Origin of the sequence: Robiginitalea aurantiaca (assembly GCF_030380815.1) — a bacterium.
In the GTDB taxonomy this organism is placed as follows: domain Bacteria; phylum Bacteroidota; class Bacteroidia; order Flavobacteriales; family Flavobacteriaceae; genus Robiginitalea; species Robiginitalea aurantiaca.
The window spans coordinates 711,646-732,093 of record NZ_JAUDUY010000001.1; the positions used below are offsets into that span (position 1 = coordinate 711,646).

Here is a 20,448-nt window from a genome sequence, read left to right on the forward strand (position 1 = left end):
TTGAAATACGTTACGTTGAAGAAAAAATACAATTACATATGGGTGGGCCTGATTATCCTGATATTCGGGATTATTTTTGTACCCAAGGTTGTTCAAAGGCTTCAGGATGGAGACGTTGTGGAACACGATAGAATCAGTACGGATCCTGAAGACAAATCCCTTGCCTATATCGAACTAAATGGGGAAAAGCGAAAAGTCCCTTCCTTTGCCCTGCTCAACCAGGACAGCCTTCTGGTCACAGATCAGGACTACCTTGGCAAGGTTTATATTGCCGAGTTCTTTTTTACAACCTGTCCGACCATCTGTCCGGTAATGAACAAGAACCTGGTTCAACTTCAGGAAGAGTTTCGCGAATTTGAAGACTTCGGAGTTGCATCGTTTACCATCAATCCGGTTTACGATACCCCAAGGGTGCTTAAGGAATACGCAGGAAAATATGGGATTACGGACATGGACTGGCATTTGTTGACCGGAGATCCCGAGGTAATATACGAACTGGCCAACGCAGGATTCAACATCTATGCGCAGCAAATGCCTGAGGTTCCCGGGGGCTTCGAGCATTCAGGTCTTTTTGCCCTGATCGACCGGGAAGGCTATATTCGTTCCAGGGTAGATGACTACGGGAACCCCATTGTGTATTACAGAGGTTCTATCCCTGAAGCCCGAGGAGCCAATGACGCGGGAGAGACCGAGCAGATCAGCCTGCTCAAAGAAGACATACGTAAATTACTGGAGGAAAATGACAGAAAATAAGGCCAGGCAAAAAGAACGGCAATTGAATCGATGGATTACGGTTTTGTCCATAGCGATTCCCCTGGTCGTTGTTATCCTTTTTGAAGTGCGCATCCCTGGAGTTGAACCTCTGGGTTTTCTTCCCCCCATTTATGCGAGTATCAATGGGGTCACAGCCATTCTTTTGTTAGCAGCCCTCTGGGCTATTAAAAATGGACGGCAGCAATTGCATCAAAGGTTGATGACTACCTGTATTGGCCTCTCCCTGCTTTTTCTAATGATGTATGTAGCGTATCATATGACTTCAGACTCCACCTCTTATGGAGGTGATGATTGGCTGCGCTATGTCTATTTCTTTATTCTGATAAGCCATATCCTTTTGTCCATCATAGTGATTCCCCTGGTACTCCGCACCTATGCCAAAGCCTATCTCAGGGATTTTGCCGGGCACCGCAAAATGGCCCGGATTACATTTCCGATATGGCTCTATGTGGCGATCTCCGGCGTTGTTGTCTATTTGATGATCTCACCTTATTATGCCTACTGATGCCGAGTAAAAAGATTCGATATACCCTGTTTTCCCTTCTCTTGTTTTCCGTGCTCGGGCTGCAAGAAGTCAGCGGCCAATGCGCGATGTGCCGGGCGGTCCTTGAGAGCAATGGGGATAATACGGTCGCAGAGGGTATCAATAATGGCATTGTTTACCTCATGGCAATCCCTTACATCCTGGTAGGGGCGCTGATATTTATTGTCTACCGCAAGATGAAATCTTAAAAATTAACACTTTTTAGGACGTCGCGTTGTAACAAATCCAAGTCTTGTTAGTCTATTAGATAGCCCGACTGGCAAAGCATCATCAATCAAAACACCAACCCACCATGTTTGATCTCGAAAGATGGCAGGAGATCTTCGAAACGATTCGAAAAAATAAACTGCGGACTTTTCTTACCGGATTATCGGTTGCCTCAGGAATCTTCATTCTTGTAATTCTATTGGGGTTCGGACAGGGTATGCGCAATGGCATTGCCCACGAATTTGAACAGGATGCCTCTACATCGGTTTGGGTTTGGCCCGGAGTTACATCTAAAGAATTTAAAGGGCTCAATCCAGGCCGCAGAATTCAACTGAGAAATGAGAACTACAGTAAATGGAACGAGCAGAATACAGCGAGGATCGAATATAATTCTGCCCGGATTTTTGTCCGCGATGTTTCCGTAACCTACGGCAACGAGGCATTGGTCTATGGGGTGAGAGGTGTTCATGAAGATTTTCAGTTTATTGAAAACTCAAGGGTTTCAGAAGGTCGTTTTATTAGTTACAGCGACCTGGTGAATACGTCAAAGGTTATTGTCATCGGGAATAAGATCAAAAAGGACGTTTTCGGACACCTGGATTCACCTATTGGAGAATATGTAGATATTTCTGGCATCCCTTTTAAGATCGTGGGTGTTTTTAAAGAGCAACGCGAAAGGGAAGAAGAAACCCTGTACATTCCATTGACGACTGCCCAGAGGGTTTTTAATGGAGGAGACAGGATAAGTAATATGTCATATACCCTTCCCATGGCAGAGAATTTTGATCAGGCCGTGGCACAGGCCGTTGTATTCAAGGATGAACTCAAGGAATACCTCTCGCAAGTCCATACCGTACATCCGGAGGACGATAGTGCGCTTGAAGTCTGGAGTGCACTCGAGGAGGCAAAACGCTATTACTCCCTGACGGGTAATATTAAGTTCTTTTTCTGGTTTGTTGGGATATGTACCATTATAGCCGGAGTGGTGGGTGTAAGTAACATTATGCTCATTGTGGTTAAGGAGCGAACCCGGGAAATCGGAATCCGTAAAGCCCTGGGGGCAAAACCCTGGTCCATAATCGGGATGATTCTGCACGAAGCTGTTTTTATCACTGCATTTTCTGGATTTCTGGGCCTGATATTCAGCATGTTGCTTTTGGAACTCATCGGGCCTCATGTTGAGGTCGACTATATTATGAATCCCTCTGTGGACCTCAATGTTGCCCTAACCACTGTTTTTGTCCTTGTGTTATCAGGAACGGTAGCCGGATTTTTCCCGGCATGGCGTGCCGCAAATGTTCAGGTGATTACGGCCCTGAGGGATGAATAAGCATTGGCAGGCTGAAACAGAATAGAACTAAATTATGTTTAACAGAGATCGTTGGAAAGAAATCCTGGAAGTACTGACCAAAAATTGGTTCCGTACGGTACTCACTGCTTTTGGTGTTTTTTGGGGTATTCTGATCCTCATTATTCTGCTCGCCGCAGGTAAAGGATTGGAAAACGGGATCCGATCGGATTTTGACAATATCGCCACCAATACGATGTTCATCTGGACCCGGAGCACTACCAAGGCGTACGATGGCTTGCCAAAAGACCGGGACTTCAATTTTAAGATTAGGGATGTCAGCCTGTTGCGCGAGAACTTCCCGCAATTGCGTTTTATTTCGCCCAGGAACCAGCTGGGGGGCTTTCAGGGAACGAATAATGTAGTGCGTGGTATCCGCACAGGGGCTTATAATGTCTACGGGGATTACCCTGAATTCATAGAGCAGGAACCCATGATGATTACCCGGGGTAGGTTCGTGAATCACAATGACATTGAGGAAAAACGAAAAGTGGCGGTTATTGGCCAGGGAGTCGTACGGGAATTATATGATCCCGGGGAAACGATTCTGGGGAGTTATATCAAAATCCAGGGGGTGAATTTTGTGGTTGTAGGGACCTATAGAAAAAGTTCCAATGACGGAAATGGAGAGGAATCACAGAAGCAGATCTTTGTTCCCTTTACGGCATTTTCTCAGGCGTTTAACCGGGCAGATAACGTGGGTTGGATGGCTATTACCGCGAAAGATGAAACCTCTATTACTTCGATGAAGGAGGATATCGTCAGCTTTTTAAAAGGACAGCATCGGGTACACCCGGAGGATCAGCGGGCAATAGGATATTTTGACCTTTTTGAACAATTCAATCGCGTGGAAAGCTTATTCGGGGCGATGCGGTTTATCGCCTATTTCGTGGGTATCCTTGTTTTGCTGTCAGGGATTATCGGGGTCAGTAACATCATGTTAATCGTGGTTAAGGAACGAACCAAAGAAATAGGTATACGACGGGCTTTGGGAGAGGACCCCTGGAGTATCAGAAAGCAAATCCTGCTGGAATCCATCTTTCTCACCCTCATTTCGGGAATGGCGGGCATCAGCGTAGGAGCACTTTTCATCTACGGAATTAACGCCATTCTGGACATGAATGGGCCCGTGGATATGTTTGCCAATCCGAGTGTCAACCTCGGGGTTATAATGATAGCGCTTACCATTCTTATAATCTCAGGTTTGTTTGCAGGTTTTATCCCTGCCCAAAGCGCCATTAGGGTTAAACCAATTGATGCCCTGAGAACCGAATAATTAATCAAATCGATCAAAAATTGACTGCTAAATACCAACTGTAATGAAAAAATCTGTCACCCTTATCATCCTGATTTTAATACTGGTTACTTTTTCAGGTGCAATGTATTATCTCTATCAGAAAAATGCCGAGGACCCCGTAGTTTATGAAACAGAAACGCCTTCGCGCCAGGACATTGTTAAGAAAACAGTGGCCACAGGGAGTATACTTCCCCTTGAAGAGGTACTTATAAAGCCAAATATCTCAGGGGTCATCGAAGAGATTTATGTGGAAGGCGGAGATTCGGTTAAATCGGGTGATCTGATTGCCAAAATCAAGGTTGTTCCGAATCTCAATGCGCTGAACGACTCCAAAAATGCCATTGAAGACGCCAAAATCACGCTTGCGGATCAGCAGCGTAATTATCAGCGTCAAAAACAACTTTTCGACAGGGGCGTTATTTCCCAGGCCGATATGGACCGGGCACAGGTCTCTTATGATCAGGCGAAACAGGCGCTCTCTGCGGCAAACAAACGATACGATATCGTACTGACCGGAACGACGCGTGGGTTAAGCAGTGCGGCGAATACACTGATACGCGCCACGGTGAGTGGAATGGTATTGGAAGTGCCTGTCGAAGTTGGGAATCAGGTTATCGAAGCCAACAATTTTAATGAAGGGACGACTATAGCTGCCATTGCGGATGTAGACAAAATGATTTTTGAAGGGAAGGTTGACGAGTCTGAAGTAGGGAAAATTGAAGAGGACCTGCCTTTGGAGATAACCGTAGGAGCCCTTGAAGACAAGGTGTTCCCGGCCGTACTTGATTATATAGCACCAAAAGGGAAGGCCGAAAATGGCGCCATTCAGTTCGAGATTAAGGGAACCCTCACCAAGCAGGAGGATATTTTTATCCGCGCGGGTCTCAGTGCGAATGCCTCCATCATTCTGGATCGTGCAGATAGTGTGATTGCCATCAAGGAAGCCCTTGTACAGTTCGATGAGGTTACCAAGAAGCCTTTTGTGGAAGTGATGGTCTCCGACCAGCAATTCGAGCGCCGGGATCTTGAGCTTGGCGTGAGCGATGGGATTTATGTAGAGGTGATTTCAGGCCTGGGTGAAGAGGATGCCATTAAGGTATGGAATGCGCTGGCACCTGAGGAATCCGGAGCGTAACCCCTGTTTTAACATAAAATTTTGTTTCGCCCTTGTAACATTTTAACAACTTCGCGGTCTAACTACCATAGCCGTTTAAAGTGCTAACTAACCATGATTGAAATTAAAGATCTTCACAAGTCCTATCAAATGGGCAGTAATTCCCTGCATGTTTTAAAGGGAATTGATTTTAATGTTGAAGCAGGAGAACTGGTCGCCATTATGGGATCTTCCGGGTCAGGAAAGTCCACCTTACTCAATATTCTTGGAATGCTGGATGTAGCGGATTCCGGAGAATACCTTTTGGATGGTCTTCCGATCAAGAACCTCAATGAGACCAAAGCGGCGAATTACAGGAACAAATTCCTGGGATTTATTTTCCAGTCCTTTAACCTGATTAATTATAAGACTGCCTTAGAAAACGTTGCCCTCCCATTGTATTACCAGGGTGTTGGGCGGAAAGAACGTCAGGAAAAGGCTCTTAAATACCTTGAACAAGTTGGTCTAAAAGAATGGTCCCATCACCTGCCCAGCGAGCTTTCCGGAGGTCAGAAACAGCGGGTCGCTGTCGCCCGGGCCATGGCGGCAGAACCAAAAGTACTTCTGGCAGATGAGTTAACGGGTGCACTGGATAGTACCACCTCCTATGAGATCATGGACCTGATACAGAAAATTAACGATCTCGGAAACACAATCCTTGTCGTTACGCACGAAGATGATATCGCTCACATGTGCAAGCGAATCGTTCACCTTAAAGACGGCGTAATTGTAGAGGATAAAAAAATTGAGCAGGTAAGAGCTTCGCAATATGTTCAGTAGGGATACCTGGAGGGAAATATTCGTAACGATACGCAAGAACAAGCTTCGGACATTTTTGTCGGGCTTTACCGTGTCGTTGGGTATATTGATATTCATCACCCTCTTCGGGATGGGCAATGGGCTGGTCAATACTTTTGACGAGTTCTTTTCTCAAGATGCCACCAACGTAATCTACGTTTTTCCAGGACGTACCTCAATACCTTATAAAGGCTATAAGTCCAACCGGACCATCGAGTTCGATAACTCAGATCTGAAGGATATCGAGGAGACTTTCCCGATGTTTGTAGAGTATATCTCACCTAGAATTTTCAGAACGGCTACCACTACCTACGGTGAGGAATCAAACGACTACACAACCATCGGAGTGGATTGGGGTCAGCAGTTTGCTGAGAAAACCATTATCATGCAGGGTCGCTATATCAACCAGCGGGATGTAGAGGAGCGCACCCGGAATGCAGTTATTGGCAGGTTGGTGGAGGTGGACCTTTTCAACGGGCGAAATGCGATTGGAAAGTTCATAGATATTGGCGGCAGTGTCTTCAAGGTAGTAGGCGTGTTCCAGGATGAAGGAGGGGATAATGAAGAACGACAAATCTACATCCCGTACACCACCAGACAATTGATCGAAAAAAATACAGATAAGATCAACCAGATCGTCATTCAGTTTAAACCTGAATTGGGATATACCGGGGCGGTTGCTTTGGAGAAGAACCTGGTTCGGTTTCTCAAGGATAAGAAGTTTATCAGCCCCGATGATCAGAATGGGTTTTTTGTGCGGAATGTGGCCGAAAACCTCAAGCAAAATCAGGATTTCGCAGGGGTTTTACAACTCATTGTATCTGTTGTAGCCTTCGGTACGATCATCGCGGGAATCATAGGGATCAGTAACATCATGGTCTATGTAGTAAAAGAACGCACCAAAGAAATTGGAATCCGCAAAGCCATTGGAGCGACCCCAAAAAGGGTTATAGGCAGTATTCTCCTCGAGTCCATTTTTATCACAACCGTCTCCGGGTTTACGGGAATGCTCATCGGAATTGGGGTGCTGAAATGGATCGGAAATACCCTAAAAGAGGATTATTTCATCACAAATCCATACATCAGTACGGGGGTAGCCATATTTGCAACGATCATACTGATCTTTTTTGGAGCACTCGCCGGATATATCCCTGCGCGACGGGCAGCCAGAATCAAACCAATCGTGGCCTTAAGAAACGAATAATGAAATTTTTATTTGATAAAAATACCTGGCAGGAAATTTTCGGTTCTATCGGAAAAAACAAGACACGGACAATTATTACCGTAATTGGGGTGTTGTGGGGGATTTTTATTTATATCGCCCTGGCAGGCGCTTCAAAAGGTCTCGACAATGGTTTTGAGCGAAACTTTGAAACAGTAGCCAAGAATAGTTTGTTTGCCTGGTCGCAGCGCACTAGCATTCCCTATGCAGGCTACAAGATTGGAAGGAGCATCAGCCTGAAAGTGGGTGACGCAGAAAAGCTCAGGAATAGTGTGCCGGACATTGAGTATATCGCTCCTGTAAACACCATTGGTGTGTTTGGCGGTGAAGGGGCCCAGGTGGTCAATAATCTCAAATCAAATAATTACCCAATTTACGGATACTTCCCCGAGATTGCCAAAATGGCTACCCAGAAGATTTTTGACAACGGACGGTTTATCAATGAAGAGGATATGAACCTTCAGCGAAAGGTAGTGGTAATTGGCGAGCGCACCCAACAAGAACTCTTCGAAGAGGATGAAGATCCCATCGGGCAGTATATCCGGATAGACGGAGTCTATTTTAAGGTGATTGGGGTGGCGAAATTCAGTCAGACAACCCCTTTCGGAACGGATGGGGATATCATTATGCCCTATGCCACCTTTCGGAAATTATACAATACAGGGGATCGGGCCCAGTACTTTACAATTGCAGCCTATGACGATGCAGATGTTGTACAGGTCGAAAAGGATGTAAAGCGTGTTCTGAAGCGCATCCATCAGATTCACCCCGATGACGAACGCGCCATAGGATCTTTTAACCTGGGAGAAGCCTTCGGGCGGATCATGGGCTTTGCCAAAGGGATAACCTTTTTGTCCCTCATTGTGGGCCTGGCAACCATACTGGCCGGGGTCATTGGTATTGGAAATATCCTGTTGATTTCTGTCAAGGAACGTACCAAAGAACTCGGAATCCGAAGGGCTTTGGGGGCTACGCCTGGAGAAGTGCGATCCCTGATCATCCTGGAATCCGTATTTCTGACATTGTTGGCGGGTATTATTGGGATTATCCTCGGGGCAGGCGTTTTAAACCTGATTAACAATCTGACTAAGGACAATTCAGATTTCCCCTATACGAATCCGACCGTTCCGATCCCACTGGTTATCGGGGCTTTGCTGGTTATGGTTGTTTTAGGGACGCTGATTGGTCTAATTCCAGCCCAGCGCGCTGTAAGTATAAAACCTATTGACGCTTTGCGTGAAGAATAAATACAATTTGAAAACCATTATTAACACCAACTATAGAGATGAATAAGTTTGTTAAATACGGATTAATAGGAATTCTGGTGCTTGGCGCCATGTGGGCTGCAACCTATTTTATAAAGACCAATAGCAAGTCTGCCATTACCTATGAGACCACGAAGCCGTTCACATCGACTATTGAGCGGAAGACGGTCGCAACGGGGAAGGTAATCCCCCAGGAGGAGATTGAAATCAAGCCTCAGATCACAGGTATTATCGATAAGATCATGAAAGAAGAGGGTGATAATGTAAACATTGGTGACCTTATCGCAACCATACGGGTAGTGCCGAATGAGCAGGCGCTGAATCAGGCAAGAGGTCGTGTTCGAAACGCGGAACTCGCCCTGAATACGATTAAAATAGAGTACGATCGGAATAAGAAACTCTACGATCGGGGCGTGATCGCCAATCAGGCATTTGTAGATCTTCAATTGCGATACGATCAGGCGGAACAGGAATTGAAAAATTCAAAGGTGGATTACCAGATTATTCTGAAAGGTTCGGCTGGTGGTGCAACTAATGCGAATACGAATATACAGGCAACGGTCAACGGGACAATTTTGGAGATCCCTGTTGAAGTCGGGGATCAGGTAATCCTTGCCAATAACTTTAACGACGGTACTACGGTTGCGACCATAGCGGACCTGAGTAAAATGATTTTCGAAGGACAGGTGGATGAAGGTGAGGTTGGGAAACTTCAGGTGGGGATGCCACTGGAAATAAGCCTGGGAGCATTGGGAGATGAGAAATTCGACGCTACCCTGAAGTTCATCGCGCCAAAAGGAGTGGAGGAATCAGGAGCTGTAAAATTCAAGATTGAAGGAGATGTAGCAGTGAATGACTCCATCCTTATCAGGGCGGGGTATAGCGCGAATGCCTCCCTGACACTGGAGAAAAAAGAAGATATCATGGTTATCCCCGAAGCGCTTCTGCAGTTTGACAGGGAGACTGACAAGCCTTACGTTGAGGTTGCTACCGGAGACCAGCAGTTTGAACGACGTGAAATTGAAATCGGAATTTCGGATGGGGTAAATGTCGAGGTAATCTCCGGTCTTGAGATGGAGGATGAAGTGAAGGTCTGGAACAAAACCGAGCCGATCAAAAGAGGTGAAGAGGAAGGCGAAGAAGAGGAAGGCGAAGAATCGTAAACGGGATGAGCACTCCTGAATAACCAATTATAATAACTATCAAAAAACGAATCATGAAAATTAGAATCATTACTGCACTTTGCCTGCTCAGTATAGGCATGGTAACCGGGCAGATGCGGAAATGGACGCTGGAAGAATGCGTGTACTACGCCATAGATAACAACCTGACGATTCAGCAGTTTGAACTTGGCCTTGAGGATGCAAAGATCGATAAGTCCGATGCCATTGGAGGTTTGTTGCCAAGTGTAAATGGTCAGTTGCAGGCAGGGGGAAACACAGGTCTTACTTTTGACCCCGTATCGAACCAGCCAACCAATACAACCATTCAGACGGCTACCGGGAATACCACTGCTTCGGTGAACCTTTTTGACGGGTTGCGAAACCTCAATGCCATAAGGCGGGCGAATCTGAATGCTTTGGCAAGCCAGTACAGACTTGATGATTTAAAAGATGATATCCGGATAAATGTCGCCTTAGCCTATCTGCAGGTGCTTTCCAATAAAGAAACCCTAAAGGTTTCCAGAGCGCAGTACGCGGTTACTGAACAAGACCTAAAGCGGACTGAAGTTCAGGTTCAGGAAGGGGTGTTGCCCCAGGGGGATCTGCTTGAAATTCAGGCCACGGCTGCAACCCAGGAACAACAGATTATCAATGGGGAAAATCAGGTTATTTTGTCCAGAATTTCACTCGCCCAGCTTTTGCAGATTACAGATTACGAAAATTTTGACATAGCGGACGAAGATTACGATGTCCCCCCCTCTGATATTTTAAACAACTCTCCTAAAGAGATCTATGCCAAAGCACTGACATTTAGGAATGACATTAAACTATCTGAAACCAATGTAGAGTTGGCCGAGAAGGATTTAAGAATTGCCGGGGGAGCTTATATCCCAACTCTTGACGCCTTTTTTAATTATTCCACCAGGTACTCTTCTGAATTCAGGGATCCTACAACAGGTGAAAATGTAAGTTTCGGGAGGCAGCTCTGGCTCAATGACGGTATCTTCTATGGGGCGCGAATCAGTGTTCCGATTTTCAATGGACTCAGTACCCGAAATTCCGTAAAGAGATCCCGCATCAACTTAAAACAAGCGGAACTTCAGTACGAACTGGATAAACTTGAACTCGAGACAAATATTAACCAGGCCTATGTAGACGTGAAAAATTCGGCCAAAAATTACGAAGCTGCCGTTAAGACACTTGAAGCCCGGCAGCTCTCCTATGATTATGCCAAGGAACGTTATGATGTAGGGCTGCTGAATGCATTCGATTTTGGTGTTGCCCAGGCAAGAGTGGATAATGCGGCCGCTGAAGTCATCCGGACCAAATACGATTATATCTTCAGAATTAAGCTGGTTGAGTTCTACTTCGGGCTCCCGATTACACTTAATTAAAACTTTGAACCACTAGTCTGACGACCTGCCTCTTTTTTAGAGGTGGGTGGTTATCTTTGTATCCTATGGCGCGAATCCTCAGCCTTGAAACGGCTTCCACGAATTGCTCCGTGAGTATTTACGATGGAGATGTCTTACTAGCCCTTCGGGAAGACCCCTCCCCATCGTATACACATGGGGAACTATTACATGTGTTTATGGATGAAGCCCTGGCTGAAGCGGGTCTGAAAGGATCCGATCTTCAGGCGATAGCGGTTAGCAAAGGTCCCGGATCCTACACCGGACTGAGGATTGGGGTTGCAGCCGCCAAGGGGCTCTGTTTCGCATTGGGAATTCCCCTGATAGCCGTCGAAACCCTAAAAAGTATGGCCTGTCAATTTCAGGATGCCTCAGGGGTGCTTATCCCTATGCTGGACGCCCGTCGCATGGAGGCTTATGTGGCCGTTTTCGATACAAAGCATACACAAATTGAGCCAACAAGAGCGGAAGTGATCACTTCGGAGTCCTTCTCTAAATGGGTGGAACAAGGGCCGGTGCACCTGCTTGGAAACGGAGTTGATAAATGCCGGGATTTACTCAAACATCCCAATTTCCATTTCCACACAGAAATACAACCGCGGTCTCAGGAGGTTGGCCTGCTCGCCAAGCGTCGGTTTGAAGCCGGTCTTTTCGAGGATGTGGCCTATTTTGAGCCCTTTTACCTAAAGGACTTTATCCTCCAGAAAAAAAACGCTAAACCTCTGAAGTAGTCTTCATATGGACATCCCGCTGTGGGAACGGAATCTCGATGCCTTCCGCATCAAAACGTTCCTTCAGGGTTTCTATTACCGCAAAATGTGCACCCCAGAAGTCGGGATTATTCGCCCAGAAACGCAGGGTCAGATTTACAGAACTATCCGCCAGTTCCCCCACGTATACCTCCGGTGCGGGATTCTTTAAGATTCGTTTGTCAGAGGCACAGATATCCAGAAGGATATCCTTTGCCTTTTTTATGTTTGAGCCGTATCCGATACCTACATCAATTTTGTCTCTTCGGGTCGATTCTGCGTTGTAATTAATGATGTTGTTATTGGAGAGTTGGCCATTCGGGATAATGGCGACCTGGTTTCCAAAAGTGTTGATTTTTGTCGTAAAAATAGAGATCTCCTTAACCGTTCCGTCCACACCCTGAGCCGATATAAAGTCTCCGATCTTAAAAGGTTTGAAGAGAAGGATAAGTACACCCCCTGCGAAATTGGCTAGAGAACCCTGGAGTGCAAGCCCAATTGCCAAACCTGCGGCCCCAACCATGGCTACAAGGGATGAAGACTGGACTCCGAGTTGGGTAACGACCAGGACAAAAAGCAGTATTTTCAAAATAGCCTTGATCAGGCTTTCGATGAAGGTTTCCAGCGTCTCATCGTAATCTGCCTTATCGAAGAACTTCTTTACCAGTTTTCCGATTATTCTTATAACCCAAAGACCTATAATAAGGGTTAATGTGGCCGTAATTAAGTTGGGCGTAAATTCCCAAACCAAATCCTTTGCCTTCGATAGGAATTCCTGGTATCCGTTTAAATCTCCCATAGCTCTGACTGTAATGCTTCGTTATCGATTTTAAGGTTGCAAAATTAATTAATTATTGACAAAATCAGAAGGGAACCCGTGTTATCCTTTTTGCAGTTCGGAGCGTACCGCTTCAAGGGAAGTCAGGGGCTGCATGCAGGAACCCCGTCGGCATAAAAAGAAACGCGTCTCAGTTTGGTGCTCCCGCTGACGGAATAAGGGATATGGAGATTTGTTTTCTGAAGCTGCCAGAAACGTATTGGGCAGGTAATGGGACTGAAGCAACTCCAGTCTGTCAAATGCCTCAGGACCTGTGATGACCACCTCGAAGAACGGGGCTTTAAGCCAAAGGGCCAAATGTATCCAGTTGCTGTATTGGCCAGGATAGCGATCCATAGCCCCGGCCATGGATTCCAGCATGGAGGATGCACGCTCCATATAGACAGTCTCTGAGAAGAACGCTCCCAAAAGCATGAGGTTTTTGGCCATGACCGAGTTGGAAGATGGGATAACACTGTCATTCACCTCCACAGTCCTTCGTATCAGGGCACGGTCTTTACTGGAACTGAAATACAGCAAGGGTTTTTCGGGGTCGGAATAAAACTTCAGGGCGTATTCGCTGAGTATTTTGGCACGATCCATCCAATAGCCATCCCGGCTGACGGAATACAATTTGATATAGCCCTGAATTACGGCGGCAAAGTCTTCGAGATAGCCATTTACAGGAACCCCGCCAGCTTTGAAAGAATGCAACAACCCACCATCAGGCGTCGTCAGGTTATTTTCAATAAAAGCGGCTAATTTCTGTGCGCGTTCCAAAGCGTCGTCCAGGCCACAGTATCTGTAGGCATCACAAAGCCCGGAGAGCGCCAAACCGTTCCATGAGGTGATCAATTTATCGTCCAGGCGCGGGCGGGGCCTTAACTCCCGATAAGCCATCAGGGACTCCTTAACACGTGATAACTTTTGGTGCATTTCCTCGGGTTCCCAATCTCTTTTTCCTGCAAATTCCAGTTCCGAGGTTTTTCGAACCAGGACATAGCGCCCTTTTTCCCAGTGACCAAAATCGTTGATGTTGTAATACTCTTTCACCCAGGAAAAGTCCTCTTTACAGATGTCCCTCAACTCCTGCTCGGACCAGGTGTAAAAGGCACCTTCTTCCAAATCACCCGCTTCATCGAGGCTATCGGCATCCAGGGAAGCGTAAAACCCGCCTTCAGGATGCCCTAATTCCCGAACCATAAACCGAACTGTCTGCCGCACTATTTCTTTAAATTCGGGATCGCCAAAGCGCGCATACCCGGAAGCGTAGAGACTGAGCAACTGGGCGTTGTCGTATAACATTTTTTCAAAATGGGGAATATGCCACCTCGGGTCGACCGAGTATCTCGAAAACCCTCCCCCGATCTGGTCATAAATCCCGCCATAAGCCATTCCTTCCAGGGTGGTGCGAACGTGTTGTTCAACTTCCTGATCCTTTTTATGCGTTTCCCAGTGCATGAGGAACTCATAGAGGGCAGGGGTCATAAATTTTGGAGAACCCAATTTACCCCCATAGTTAAGATCAAAACCTTTTTTCCATGAATTCACCCAAACTTCAAGTTTTTCGATGCTGGCTGCCTGGTCTTCTGACGGGTTTTCGGTTACACTGTTAATCCGGGACAGGGCGGAAGTAAGATCTGAAGCGTATTCGATGATTTTGCCGGGGTCTTCGCGATAGAGCTTCGCCAACTGCATCAGCACGCCTATCCAGTCTTTCTTCGGGACGTAGGTCGCCCCCCAGAAGGGTCTGCCATCAGGCAAGGCAACGATATTCAATGGCCATCCGCCATTTCCGCTCATGATCTGAAGGGCGTCCATATAGATCTGATCCACATCGGGTCTTTCCTCCCGATCTACCTTGATGGGGATAAAATGCGCATTCATCACATCTGCCACTTCCGGATCTTCAAAGCACTCGTGTTCCATGACATGACACCAGTGGCAGGCCGCATAACCTATGCTGATCAGGATTAATTTACCGGATCGTTGCGCGTGATCCAGGGTCGTGTCATGCCAGCCTTCCCATTGAACGGGATTGTAAGCGTGTTGAAGCAGGTAAGGACTGGTTTCGTGGATTAGTGCGTTGGGTTCTTTTGAATTCATGCGGGATTCATTAAAAAAGCGCCCGTTTTCGGGCGCTTTCTAAAACTGTGAAGACTTGTTTACTTTACTTCGAAGGAAATCTTGACGTTTACGCGGTATTCGTGAATCTTTCCGTCTTTTACGGTTGCACTCTGGTTTTGTATGTTTACAGAGCGGATATGGGACACGGATTTTGAGGCATGAGCTACAGCTTGTGCGGCCGCATCTTCCCATCCTTTTTCCGAATTCCCGAGAATCTCAATAACTTTTAAAACTGACATAACACTTTTGATTTTAGGTGACTTATAAAGTACAAAAAATCATAGGGAAAACCAACCCTTTTCTTTGCTGTCAGCCATTTATCGCCACTACTTCAGCCACTTTGTCTCCCATCATGTTCTGCAACATTGTCTGTATGCCATTTTTTAAGGTAAAAGTGGAAGAAGGACACCCACTGCAGGCTCCCTGAAGGATTACATGTACTTTTTTGCTGTCCTCATCATAAGACTGAAATACGATATTCCCCCCATCACTTGCAACTGCGGGTTTTACATATTCTTCCAGGATGCCGATAATTTCCTGAGATGTGGGATCCAAATCGGGGTTTGAGGACATGGTACTGCTGTCTGTTCCATTTTGCGTGGGAGTGGCTCCCGGGGAAAGCACCTGTCCGCCTTCGGCCAGAAAGTCCCGAATCATTTCCCGGAGTTCCATGGTCACTTCATTCCAGTCTGCAACCTCGTATTTGGAAACCGAAATATAATTCAGATCCATAAAGACTTCCTTCACAAAGGGAAATTCAAAGAGTTTTCTGGCGAGGGGAGAGTCTTTGGCCTCATCGATATTCTTGAACTCAAAAACGGCCGGGACGAGCTTTTTGTTGGCTACAAATTTCATCACACCCGGATTGGGGGTAACTTCTGCATAAACCGTGATGGCTTCCCGCGTCGGCTTTTTGGCTTCATTGACGACTGCTCCACCTGCATTCAGGTATTCTACGAGCTGCTGGGCAACATCATCCTTTACATCCTCCCACTGAACAATATCGTAACGCTCCATGGCGATAAAATCACCGGAGACATAAACCGTTTTGATAAAAGGGAGGTGGAACAACTGCTGTGCTAATGGGGATTCCTTGGCTTCGTCGATATTCTTGAACTCGTAATTTCCCTGGCTTACAAGAGGTTGGTTCGCTTCGAATTTAAGGATAGTAGGTTGGTTGGTCTCCCTTACCGTAATCACGTATTCTTCCATAGCCTGAATTTTCTCCAAAAATAAACTATTTTCATCGTAACCCTGAACATACTAAGGTGCAATGTGAGCCGTTATAACCTATATTAAATCTACTTCGAACTGGCTAGCTGGCTCTCATACATAAAACGCTTCCTCTTTCTGACGCTGAGTCTCCTGGCTTTCGGGACCACGGCTTTGCGGGCTCAGGAAGGTATCCCCGTCTATTTTGACTACCTCACAGATAATTATTATTTGGTCTATCCGTCGATGGCCGGAATTGGCGAAGGTGGAAAAATAAGGCTTACTGCGCGGCAACAATGGTTTAGCGTGGAAGAAGCCCCCAATCTTCAAACCCTCAGTTTTCATTACAGAATTCCGGATTCCCGAAGCGGGGTAGGGGCGATTGTATTTAATGATGCCAATGGATACCACTCCCAAACGGGCCTTAAGCTTACCTATGCACATCATCTGCCTTTTGGTGGGGATTACCGCATTCTCAACCAGCTTTCATTTGGTATGAGTGCAGGATTTATTCAAAGCAGCCTGGATGAAACCGAGTTTCGTTCCATAATTGCAGATCCCATAATAACCGGGGGACGTAACAGTGTTGGGTATTTCAATGTGGATTTAGGGGTCTCCTACAGCTATATGGAGTTTTATGCACATGCAAGTGTGCTGAATCTTTTAGGAAGCGGCAGGGACTTATACACGGCCATTGAATTTGATAATCTCAGGCGATACTTGTTTTCGGTAGGATACGTCTTTGACAGGGATAAATGGCAATTTGAGCCTTCAATCTTGTTTCAGGTCGCCGATTTTACAGAAGAGCGTACCATAGATTTTAATGCCAAAGTGTACCGGCAGGTCGGCTTTGGAACCGTTTGGGCGGGACTTTCATACCGACGCAGTTTCAGTGGGGCACAATTTCTGACCGATGGTTCCTCAGGGGAACAAAGGCTACAATTGTTCACGCCATTAGTGGGTTTGAATGTGGGGGATTTTATGATTGGATATAATTATTCATACCAGTCCGGGGAAATTCGACTGGACAATGGGGGATTTCACCAGATTACCCTTGGTTACGACTTTGGCCAGCTCACTGCCAAGCGTTACGACTGCAAGTGTCCGGCCGTGAACTATTGATTCATTTTCCCCCAAAAGTGGTTTGCAGCTCCCTTAATCGCGTGAACTTTTTTGGAAAGCGTGCCGGGTTTCTCTTATTTTGAGAACACTAAACAGAACATTTATGCCGGTAATTCGGGAAGTACTTGGGAAAGCTCCTGTTTTTGGAAAGGATTGCTTTATTGCTGAAAACGCCACTGTGGTCGGGGATGTCGTAATGGGAGATGAATGCAGCATATGGTATAATGCGGTCATTCGCGGCGATGTCCATTACATCAAAATGGGTAACCGTGTAAACGTGCAGGATGGGGCGATCATTCACTGTACCTATAAAACGGCACCGACCGAAATCGGCAATAACGTCTCTATCGCACACAATGCCATAGTGCATGGCTGTACATTAAAGGACAATGTGCTGGTGGGTATGGGCAGCATCATCATGGATCACTGCGTGGTCGGAAGCAATAGTATTATCGCAGCCGGAGCCGTACTAACCAAAGGGACTGTCGTTCCTGAAGGATCCATTTACGCCGGGACACCCGCCAGAAAGATAAAGGAAATCAGCCCTGAGCTAAGCCAGGGTGAAGTACAGCGTATCGCTGCCAGTTATGTGAAGTATGCGTCCTGGTTTAAAACTCCTGGTTCGGACGCTGCCCTGTAAATGGCTGAGCAGGCCACATCCTTCTCCGAATTCGATGAAAATAAAGTATATTTAGTGAAGGCAGGGTGTTGCGATTTGCGATCCCAGGCCACCTAAATTGAATGAAGTATGGCTACCCGCGAGTACCAGGGCAGGAAATTTGATTATCAGGGGATCAACCCCGTGGTCGATGCACTTACCATTGAAGAGGCCCTTCAAATCAATATTAACGGGAAACCTTTTACGCTTTCCATGAGGACTCCGGGAGCAGATCCCGAACTTGTCCGGGGAATACTTCACAACGAGGACATCGTCAATACACCCGGATTCCATCCCGAGGTAAAACTGGGTACTGAAAAGGAAGGTGGAGTGGTAACGGTGGCCCATGTCGAAATTCCGGAACAATTTCTGGGCAGCGGTTACACCAACAGCAGAAGCCTTTTATCCGTGTCCTCCTGCGGGATATGCGGGAAAACGGAGTTGGGGTCACAGGACTTTGGTCCGGCCCTGGCGTCAGATGTGTCTTTTTCGGCAGAAAAATTTACGGATATGTTTGACCAGATGAATAAAAAGCAGCATGATTTTATGCAATCCGGGGGAACGCATGCAGCAGCTCTTTTTGATCGAAAGGGCCAATTGATTGTAGCCCGGGAAGACATTGGGCGGCACAATGCGGTGGACAAGGTGGTAGGACAATTATTGCTCGAAGATCGACTTAGTGAGGCTAAGGCAATGACGGTAAGCGGACGCATATCCTATGAAATAACCATAAAGGCATTTAAGGCCGGAATTCCATTTATGGCGGCAGTATCCGCCCCGTCATCCCTTGCTGTGGATTACGCAAAGGAATTTGGAATCACCTTACTCGGCTTTTGTCGGGATGGACGGGCCACCTGCTATTCCACCCCAAATAGGATTGACAATACAAGAGCACACACTATCAACACGAAATCCCCTTAAGGAATGTCTGAAAACCTAAGCGAACTTCTGGGCAGAAAAGGTTTGGAATCCAATTTCTTCGATGAACTTGGAAACCTCGCCCGACCCGACGGAACTCCGGATAATGAAGAGATGGCCCGATTGGCAGATGCCTTTCTGGTAGGCAAGGCCAATGCGTATGGCACGGCCTCTTTTTACGACTTTTTAAAACCCGAGAACAAAGGAAAGCGGGTATATGTCTGCAATGGTACGGCCTGCGAATGCGCCGGGACCCAGCCGGCCGTATTGGAGAAACTCAAATCGGAATTTAAACCCGAAGAAATAGGACACATGACTTGCCTGGGTCGCTGTCATGAGAATGCGGCATTCCATTTTCGAGGTAAAAATTATTCAGGCAATGCGATCACCAGCCTTGGTAAGATTGTTCAAGACCCAAATTCAATCGCTTTGGATCGGTACCATGTGGAAGCTTCAGAAAAAGCGATACTCACCGAACCCTTCAGCGATTTAAACACCTTTTATGCCCCCTGGAAAAAGGTTCTCGAATCCAATCCTGAGGCAGTCCTGGAAGAGATCAAAACTTCCAACCTGCGGGGCCGGGGAGGAGCCGGGTTTCCAATAGGGCTGAAACTCGAGTTCTGTAAAAAGGCGCAAAGCGCTGTGAAATTTATTATCTGCAATGCTGATGAAGGGGATCCCGGTGCCTATTCAGACCGGTATTTACTGGAGCAACAACCGCACTCCGTCCTTTTTGGGATGCTCGTCAGCGGTTTTGTGACAGGTGCCCATCACGGAATCCTTTACATACGGGCAGAATACCCTGAAGCAGTAACTATTTCACAGGATGCTATTGATGAATTAAATAATTCCGGACTGGCTGGTAAGAATATCCTGGGAAGCGGATATGATTTTGAATTTAAAATCATTCAGGCCCAGGGATCCTATATCTGTGGAGAGGAGACAGCCCTGATCAATTCTATTGAGGGGCAGCGCCCTGAGGTTCGGGTCCGCCCGCCGTATCCTGCCCAGAAAGGACTTTTTAACAAGCCTACCGTAGTGAACAATGTAGAGACCCTTGCTGCCCTGCATTTTATTATGCGTCAGGGGGGAGGGGCATGGAAAGAAATAGGAACCGAGAAATCCTCGGGGACCAAACTGGTCTGCCTGGACAGTTATTTTAACCGTCCCGGGGTGTACGAAGTGGTTATGGGCACCCCGATGACTCATGTAGTGGAGCAACTGGGAGGGGGATTCAGGTCTCCGGTAAAAGCACTTCAGATCGGTGGCCCCCTTGGGGGCGTAGTGCCGATAGAAAAACTCGATACCTTAACCCTGGACTTTGAGTCTTTTGCCAGTGGGGGATTCCTTTTAGGGCATGCCTCTGTGGTGAGTATCCCGGAGGACTATCCCATGATCCGTTACATTCAGCACCTGTTTGATTTTGCCGCCTACGAGAGTTGTGGAAAATGTTTTCCATGCCGCCTGGGTACACAACGAGGGTATGAAATGGCAACGAAAGCAATTGACGGGGGGTATACGATAGACCGTGAACTCTTCAACGATCTTTTAACGACCCTGACGGAAGGTTCACTTTGTGCCCACGGGGGTGGAATACCCCTTCCCGTTAAGAATATCATGCAGTATTTCAACGCTGAATTAAAATCGTATTTCAACTAATTG

General features: G+C 46.7%; 20 protein-coding genes. 16 read left to right on the forward strand and 4 right to left on the reverse strand.

The annotated features are described in order from the left end of the window. Positions 1–15: 15 nt before the first annotated feature. The 12 genes from QU605_RS03100 to tsaB all read left to right on the forward strand — a co-directional run bounded on the left by QU605_RS03100 (position 16) and on the right by tsaB (position 11,914). On the forward strand, positions 16–753 hold the full coding sequence (locus tag QU605_RS03100; RefSeq protein WP_289723794.1) for an SCO family protein: 738 nt from the start codon (positions 16–18) through the stop codon (positions 751–753). Next, positions 740–1,279 (forward strand): DUF420 domain-containing protein, encoded by a 540-nt coding sequence (locus QU605_RS03105; RefSeq protein WP_289723795.1) that lies wholly within the window; start codon positions 740–742, stop codon positions 1,277–1,279. Before QU605_RS03100 ends, QU605_RS03105 begins: the two co-directional genes overlap by 14 nt. Next, on the forward strand, positions 1,279–1,506 hold the full coding sequence (locus QU605_RS03110; protein WP_289723796.1) for a hypothetical protein: 228 nt from the start codon (positions 1,279–1,281) through the stop codon (positions 1,504–1,506). The genes QU605_RS03105 and QU605_RS03110 overlap by 1 nt, the downstream gene beginning before the upstream one ends. Positions 1,507–1,610: 104 nt before the next feature. Continuing rightward, a complete protein-coding gene (locus QU605_RS03115; RefSeq protein WP_289723797.1) occupies positions 1,611–2,855 on the forward strand; it encodes an ABC transporter permease in 1,245 nt (414 codons plus the stop codon). Between the two features lie 34 nt (positions 2,856–2,889). Next, positions 2,890–4,149 (forward strand): ABC transporter permease, encoded by a 1,260-nt coding sequence (locus QU605_RS03120; protein WP_289723798.1) that lies wholly within the window; start codon positions 2,890–2,892, stop codon positions 4,147–4,149. Positions 4,150–4,192: 43 nt separating this feature from the next. Then, positions 4,193–5,305, forward strand: a complete 1,113-nt coding sequence (locus tag QU605_RS03125; protein WP_289723799.1) for an efflux RND transporter periplasmic adaptor subunit — start codon at positions 4,193–4,195, stop codon at positions 5,303–5,305. Between the two features lie 93 nt (positions 5,306–5,398). Beyond that, on the forward strand, positions 5,399–6,103 hold the full coding sequence (locus QU605_RS03130; protein WP_289723800.1) for an ABC transporter ATP-binding protein: 705 nt from the start codon (positions 5,399–5,401) through the stop codon (positions 6,101–6,103). Then, positions 6,093–7,325, forward strand: a complete 1,233-nt coding sequence (locus QU605_RS03135; RefSeq protein ID WP_289723801.1) for an ABC transporter permease — start codon at positions 6,093–6,095, stop codon at positions 7,323–7,325. Before QU605_RS03130 ends, QU605_RS03135 begins: the two co-directional genes overlap by 11 nt. Further along, positions 7,325–8,590 carry an ABC transporter permease gene (locus QU605_RS03140; RefSeq protein ID WP_289723802.1) on the forward strand — a complete coding sequence of 422 codons (1,266 nt, stop codon included), beginning with the start codon at positions 7,325–7,327 and terminating at the stop codon, positions 8,588–8,590. The genes QU605_RS03135 and QU605_RS03140 overlap by 1 nt, the downstream gene beginning before the upstream one ends. A 38-nt stretch (positions 8,591–8,628) precedes the next feature. Beyond that, positions 8,629–9,771, forward strand: a complete 1,143-nt coding sequence (locus QU605_RS03145; protein ID WP_289723803.1) for an efflux RND transporter periplasmic adaptor subunit — start codon at positions 8,629–8,631, stop codon at positions 9,769–9,771. Between the two features lie 53 nt (positions 9,772–9,824). Next, the gene (locus QU605_RS03150) at positions 9,825–11,165 is read left to right on the forward strand and encodes a TolC family protein (protein ID WP_289723804.1); all 1,341 of its coding nucleotides are present in this window, start codon (positions 9,825–9,827) and stop codon (positions 11,163–11,165) included. Positions 11,166–11,230: 65 nt separating this feature from the next. After that, complete coding sequence (gene tsaB, locus QU605_RS03155; protein WP_289723805.1) at positions 11,231–11,914, forward strand: tRNA (adenosine(37)-N6)-threonylcarbamoyltransferase complex dimerization subunit type 1 TsaB; 684 nt, start codon at positions 11,231–11,233, stop codon at positions 11,912–11,914. Here tsaB and QU605_RS03160 read toward each other — a convergent pair. The 4 genes from QU605_RS03160 to QU605_RS03175 all read right to left on the reverse strand — a co-directional run bounded on the left by QU605_RS03160 (position 11,898) and on the right by QU605_RS03175 (position 16,088). Then, a complete protein-coding gene (locus tag QU605_RS03160) occupies positions 11,898–12,731 on the reverse strand; it encodes a mechanosensitive ion channel family protein (protein ID WP_289723806.1) in 834 nt (277 codons plus the stop codon). The two genes, tsaB and QU605_RS03160, sit on opposite strands and share 17 nt — an antisense overlap. Before the next feature lie 81 nt (positions 12,732–12,812). Further along, positions 12,813–14,855, reverse strand: coding sequence for a thioredoxin domain-containing protein (locus QU605_RS03165; RefSeq protein ID WP_289723807.1), 2,043 nt, complete (start codon positions 14,853–14,855; stop codon positions 12,813–12,815). A gap of 59 nt (positions 14,856–14,914) precedes the next feature. Beyond that, entirely contained in the window at positions 14,915–15,115 is a 201-nt protein-coding gene (locus QU605_RS03170; protein ID WP_289723808.1) for a dodecin family protein, read from the reverse strand. A 70-nt stretch (positions 15,116–15,185) separates the two neighbouring features. Continuing rightward, on the reverse strand, positions 15,186–16,088 hold the full coding sequence (locus tag QU605_RS03175; RefSeq protein WP_289723890.1) for a NifU family protein: 903 nt from the start codon (positions 16,086–16,088) through the stop codon (positions 15,186–15,188). A 120-nt stretch (positions 16,089–16,208) separates the two neighbouring features. Here QU605_RS03175 and QU605_RS03180 point away from each other — a divergent pair, with 120 nt between their 5' ends. The 4 genes from QU605_RS03180 to QU605_RS03195 all read left to right on the forward strand — a co-directional run bounded on the left by QU605_RS03180 (position 16,209) and on the right by QU605_RS03195 (position 20,445). Further along, complete coding sequence (locus tag QU605_RS03180; protein ID WP_289723891.1) at positions 16,209–17,210, forward strand: PorP/SprF family type IX secretion system membrane protein; 1,002 nt, start codon at positions 16,209–16,211, stop codon at positions 17,208–17,210. Positions 17,211–17,313: 103 nt separating this feature from the next. After that, the gene (locus tag QU605_RS03185) at positions 17,314–17,850 is read left to right on the forward strand and encodes a gamma carbonic anhydrase family protein (protein WP_289723809.1); all 537 of its coding nucleotides are present in this window, start codon (positions 17,314–17,316) and stop codon (positions 17,848–17,850) included. A gap of 108 nt (positions 17,851–17,958) precedes the next feature. After that, positions 17,959–18,789, forward strand: a complete 831-nt coding sequence (gene fdhD, locus QU605_RS03190; RefSeq protein ID WP_289723810.1) for a formate dehydrogenase accessory sulfurtransferase FdhD — start codon at positions 17,959–17,961, stop codon at positions 18,787–18,789. A 3-nt stretch (positions 18,790–18,792) separates the two neighbouring features. Then, a complete protein-coding gene (locus QU605_RS03195) occupies positions 18,793–20,445 on the forward strand; it encodes an NADH-ubiquinone oxidoreductase-F iron-sulfur binding region domain-containing protein (protein WP_289723811.1) in 1,653 nt (550 codons plus the stop codon). Positions 20,446–20,448 lie beyond the last annotated feature (3 nt).

What these genes read in the sequence shown, in the direction of transcription:
- QU605_RS03145 (WP_289723803.1), top strand. Translation starts at nt 8,629, where the DNA reads ATGAATAAGTTTGTTAAATACGGATTAATAGGAATTCTGGTGCTTGGC.
- QU605_RS03170 (WP_289723808.1), bottom strand. Translation starts at nt 15,115, where the DNA reads ATGTCAGTTTTAAAAGTTATTGAGATTCTCGGGAATTCGGAAAAAGGA.
- fdhD (WP_289723810.1), top strand. Translation starts at nt 17,959, where the DNA reads ATGGCTACCCGCGAGTACCAGGGCAGGAAATTTGATTATCAGGGGATC.
- QU605_RS03105 (WP_289723795.1), top strand. Translation starts at nt 740, where the DNA reads ATGACAGAAAATAAGGCCAGGCAAAAAGAACGGCAATTGAATCGATGG.
- QU605_RS03140 (WP_289723802.1), top strand. Translation starts at nt 7,325, where the DNA reads ATGAAATTTTTATTTGATAAAAATACCTGGCAGGAAATTTTCGGTTCT.
- QU605_RS03125 (WP_289723799.1), top strand. Translation starts at nt 4,193, where the DNA reads ATGAAAAAATCTGTCACCCTTATCATCCTGATTTTAATACTGGTTACT.
- tsaB (WP_289723805.1), top strand. Translation starts at nt 11,231, where the DNA reads ATGGCGCGAATCCTCAGCCTTGAAACGGCTTCCACGAATTGCTCCGTG.
- QU605_RS03110 (WP_289723796.1), top strand. Translation starts at nt 1,279, where the DNA reads ATGCCGAGTAAAAAGATTCGATATACCCTGTTTTCCCTTCTCTTGTTT.
- QU605_RS03185 (WP_289723809.1), top strand. Translation starts at nt 17,314, where the DNA reads ATGCCGGTAATTCGGGAAGTACTTGGGAAAGCTCCTGTTTTTGGAAAG.
- QU605_RS03150 (WP_289723804.1), top strand. Translation starts at nt 9,825, where the DNA reads ATGAAAATTAGAATCATTACTGCACTTTGCCTGCTCAGTATAGGCATG.
- QU605_RS03195 (WP_289723811.1), top strand. Translation starts at nt 18,793, where the DNA reads ATGTCTGAAAACCTAAGCGAACTTCTGGGCAGAAAAGGTTTGGAATCC.
- QU605_RS03160 (WP_289723806.1), bottom strand. Translation starts at nt 12,731, where the DNA reads ATGGGAGATTTAAACGGATACCAGGAATTCCTATCGAAGGCAAAGGAT.
- QU605_RS03165 (WP_289723807.1), bottom strand. Translation starts at nt 14,855, where the DNA reads ATGAATTCAAAAGAACCCAACGCACTAATCCACGAAACCAGTCCTTAC.
- QU605_RS03135 (WP_289723801.1), top strand. Translation starts at nt 6,093, where the DNA reads ATGTTCAGTAGGGATACCTGGAGGGAAATATTCGTAACGATACGCAAG.
- QU605_RS03130 (WP_289723800.1), top strand. Translation starts at nt 5,399, where the DNA reads ATGATTGAAATTAAAGATCTTCACAAGTCCTATCAAATGGGCAGTAAT.
- QU605_RS03120 (WP_289723798.1), top strand. Translation starts at nt 2,890, where the DNA reads ATGTTTAACAGAGATCGTTGGAAAGAAATCCTGGAAGTACTGACCAAA.
- QU605_RS03175 (WP_289723890.1), bottom strand. Translation starts at nt 16,088, where the DNA reads ATGGAAGAATACGTGATTACGGTAAGGGAGACCAACCAACCTACTATC.
- QU605_RS03115 (WP_289723797.1), top strand. Translation starts at nt 1,611, where the DNA reads ATGTTTGATCTCGAAAGATGGCAGGAGATCTTCGAAACGATTCGAAAA.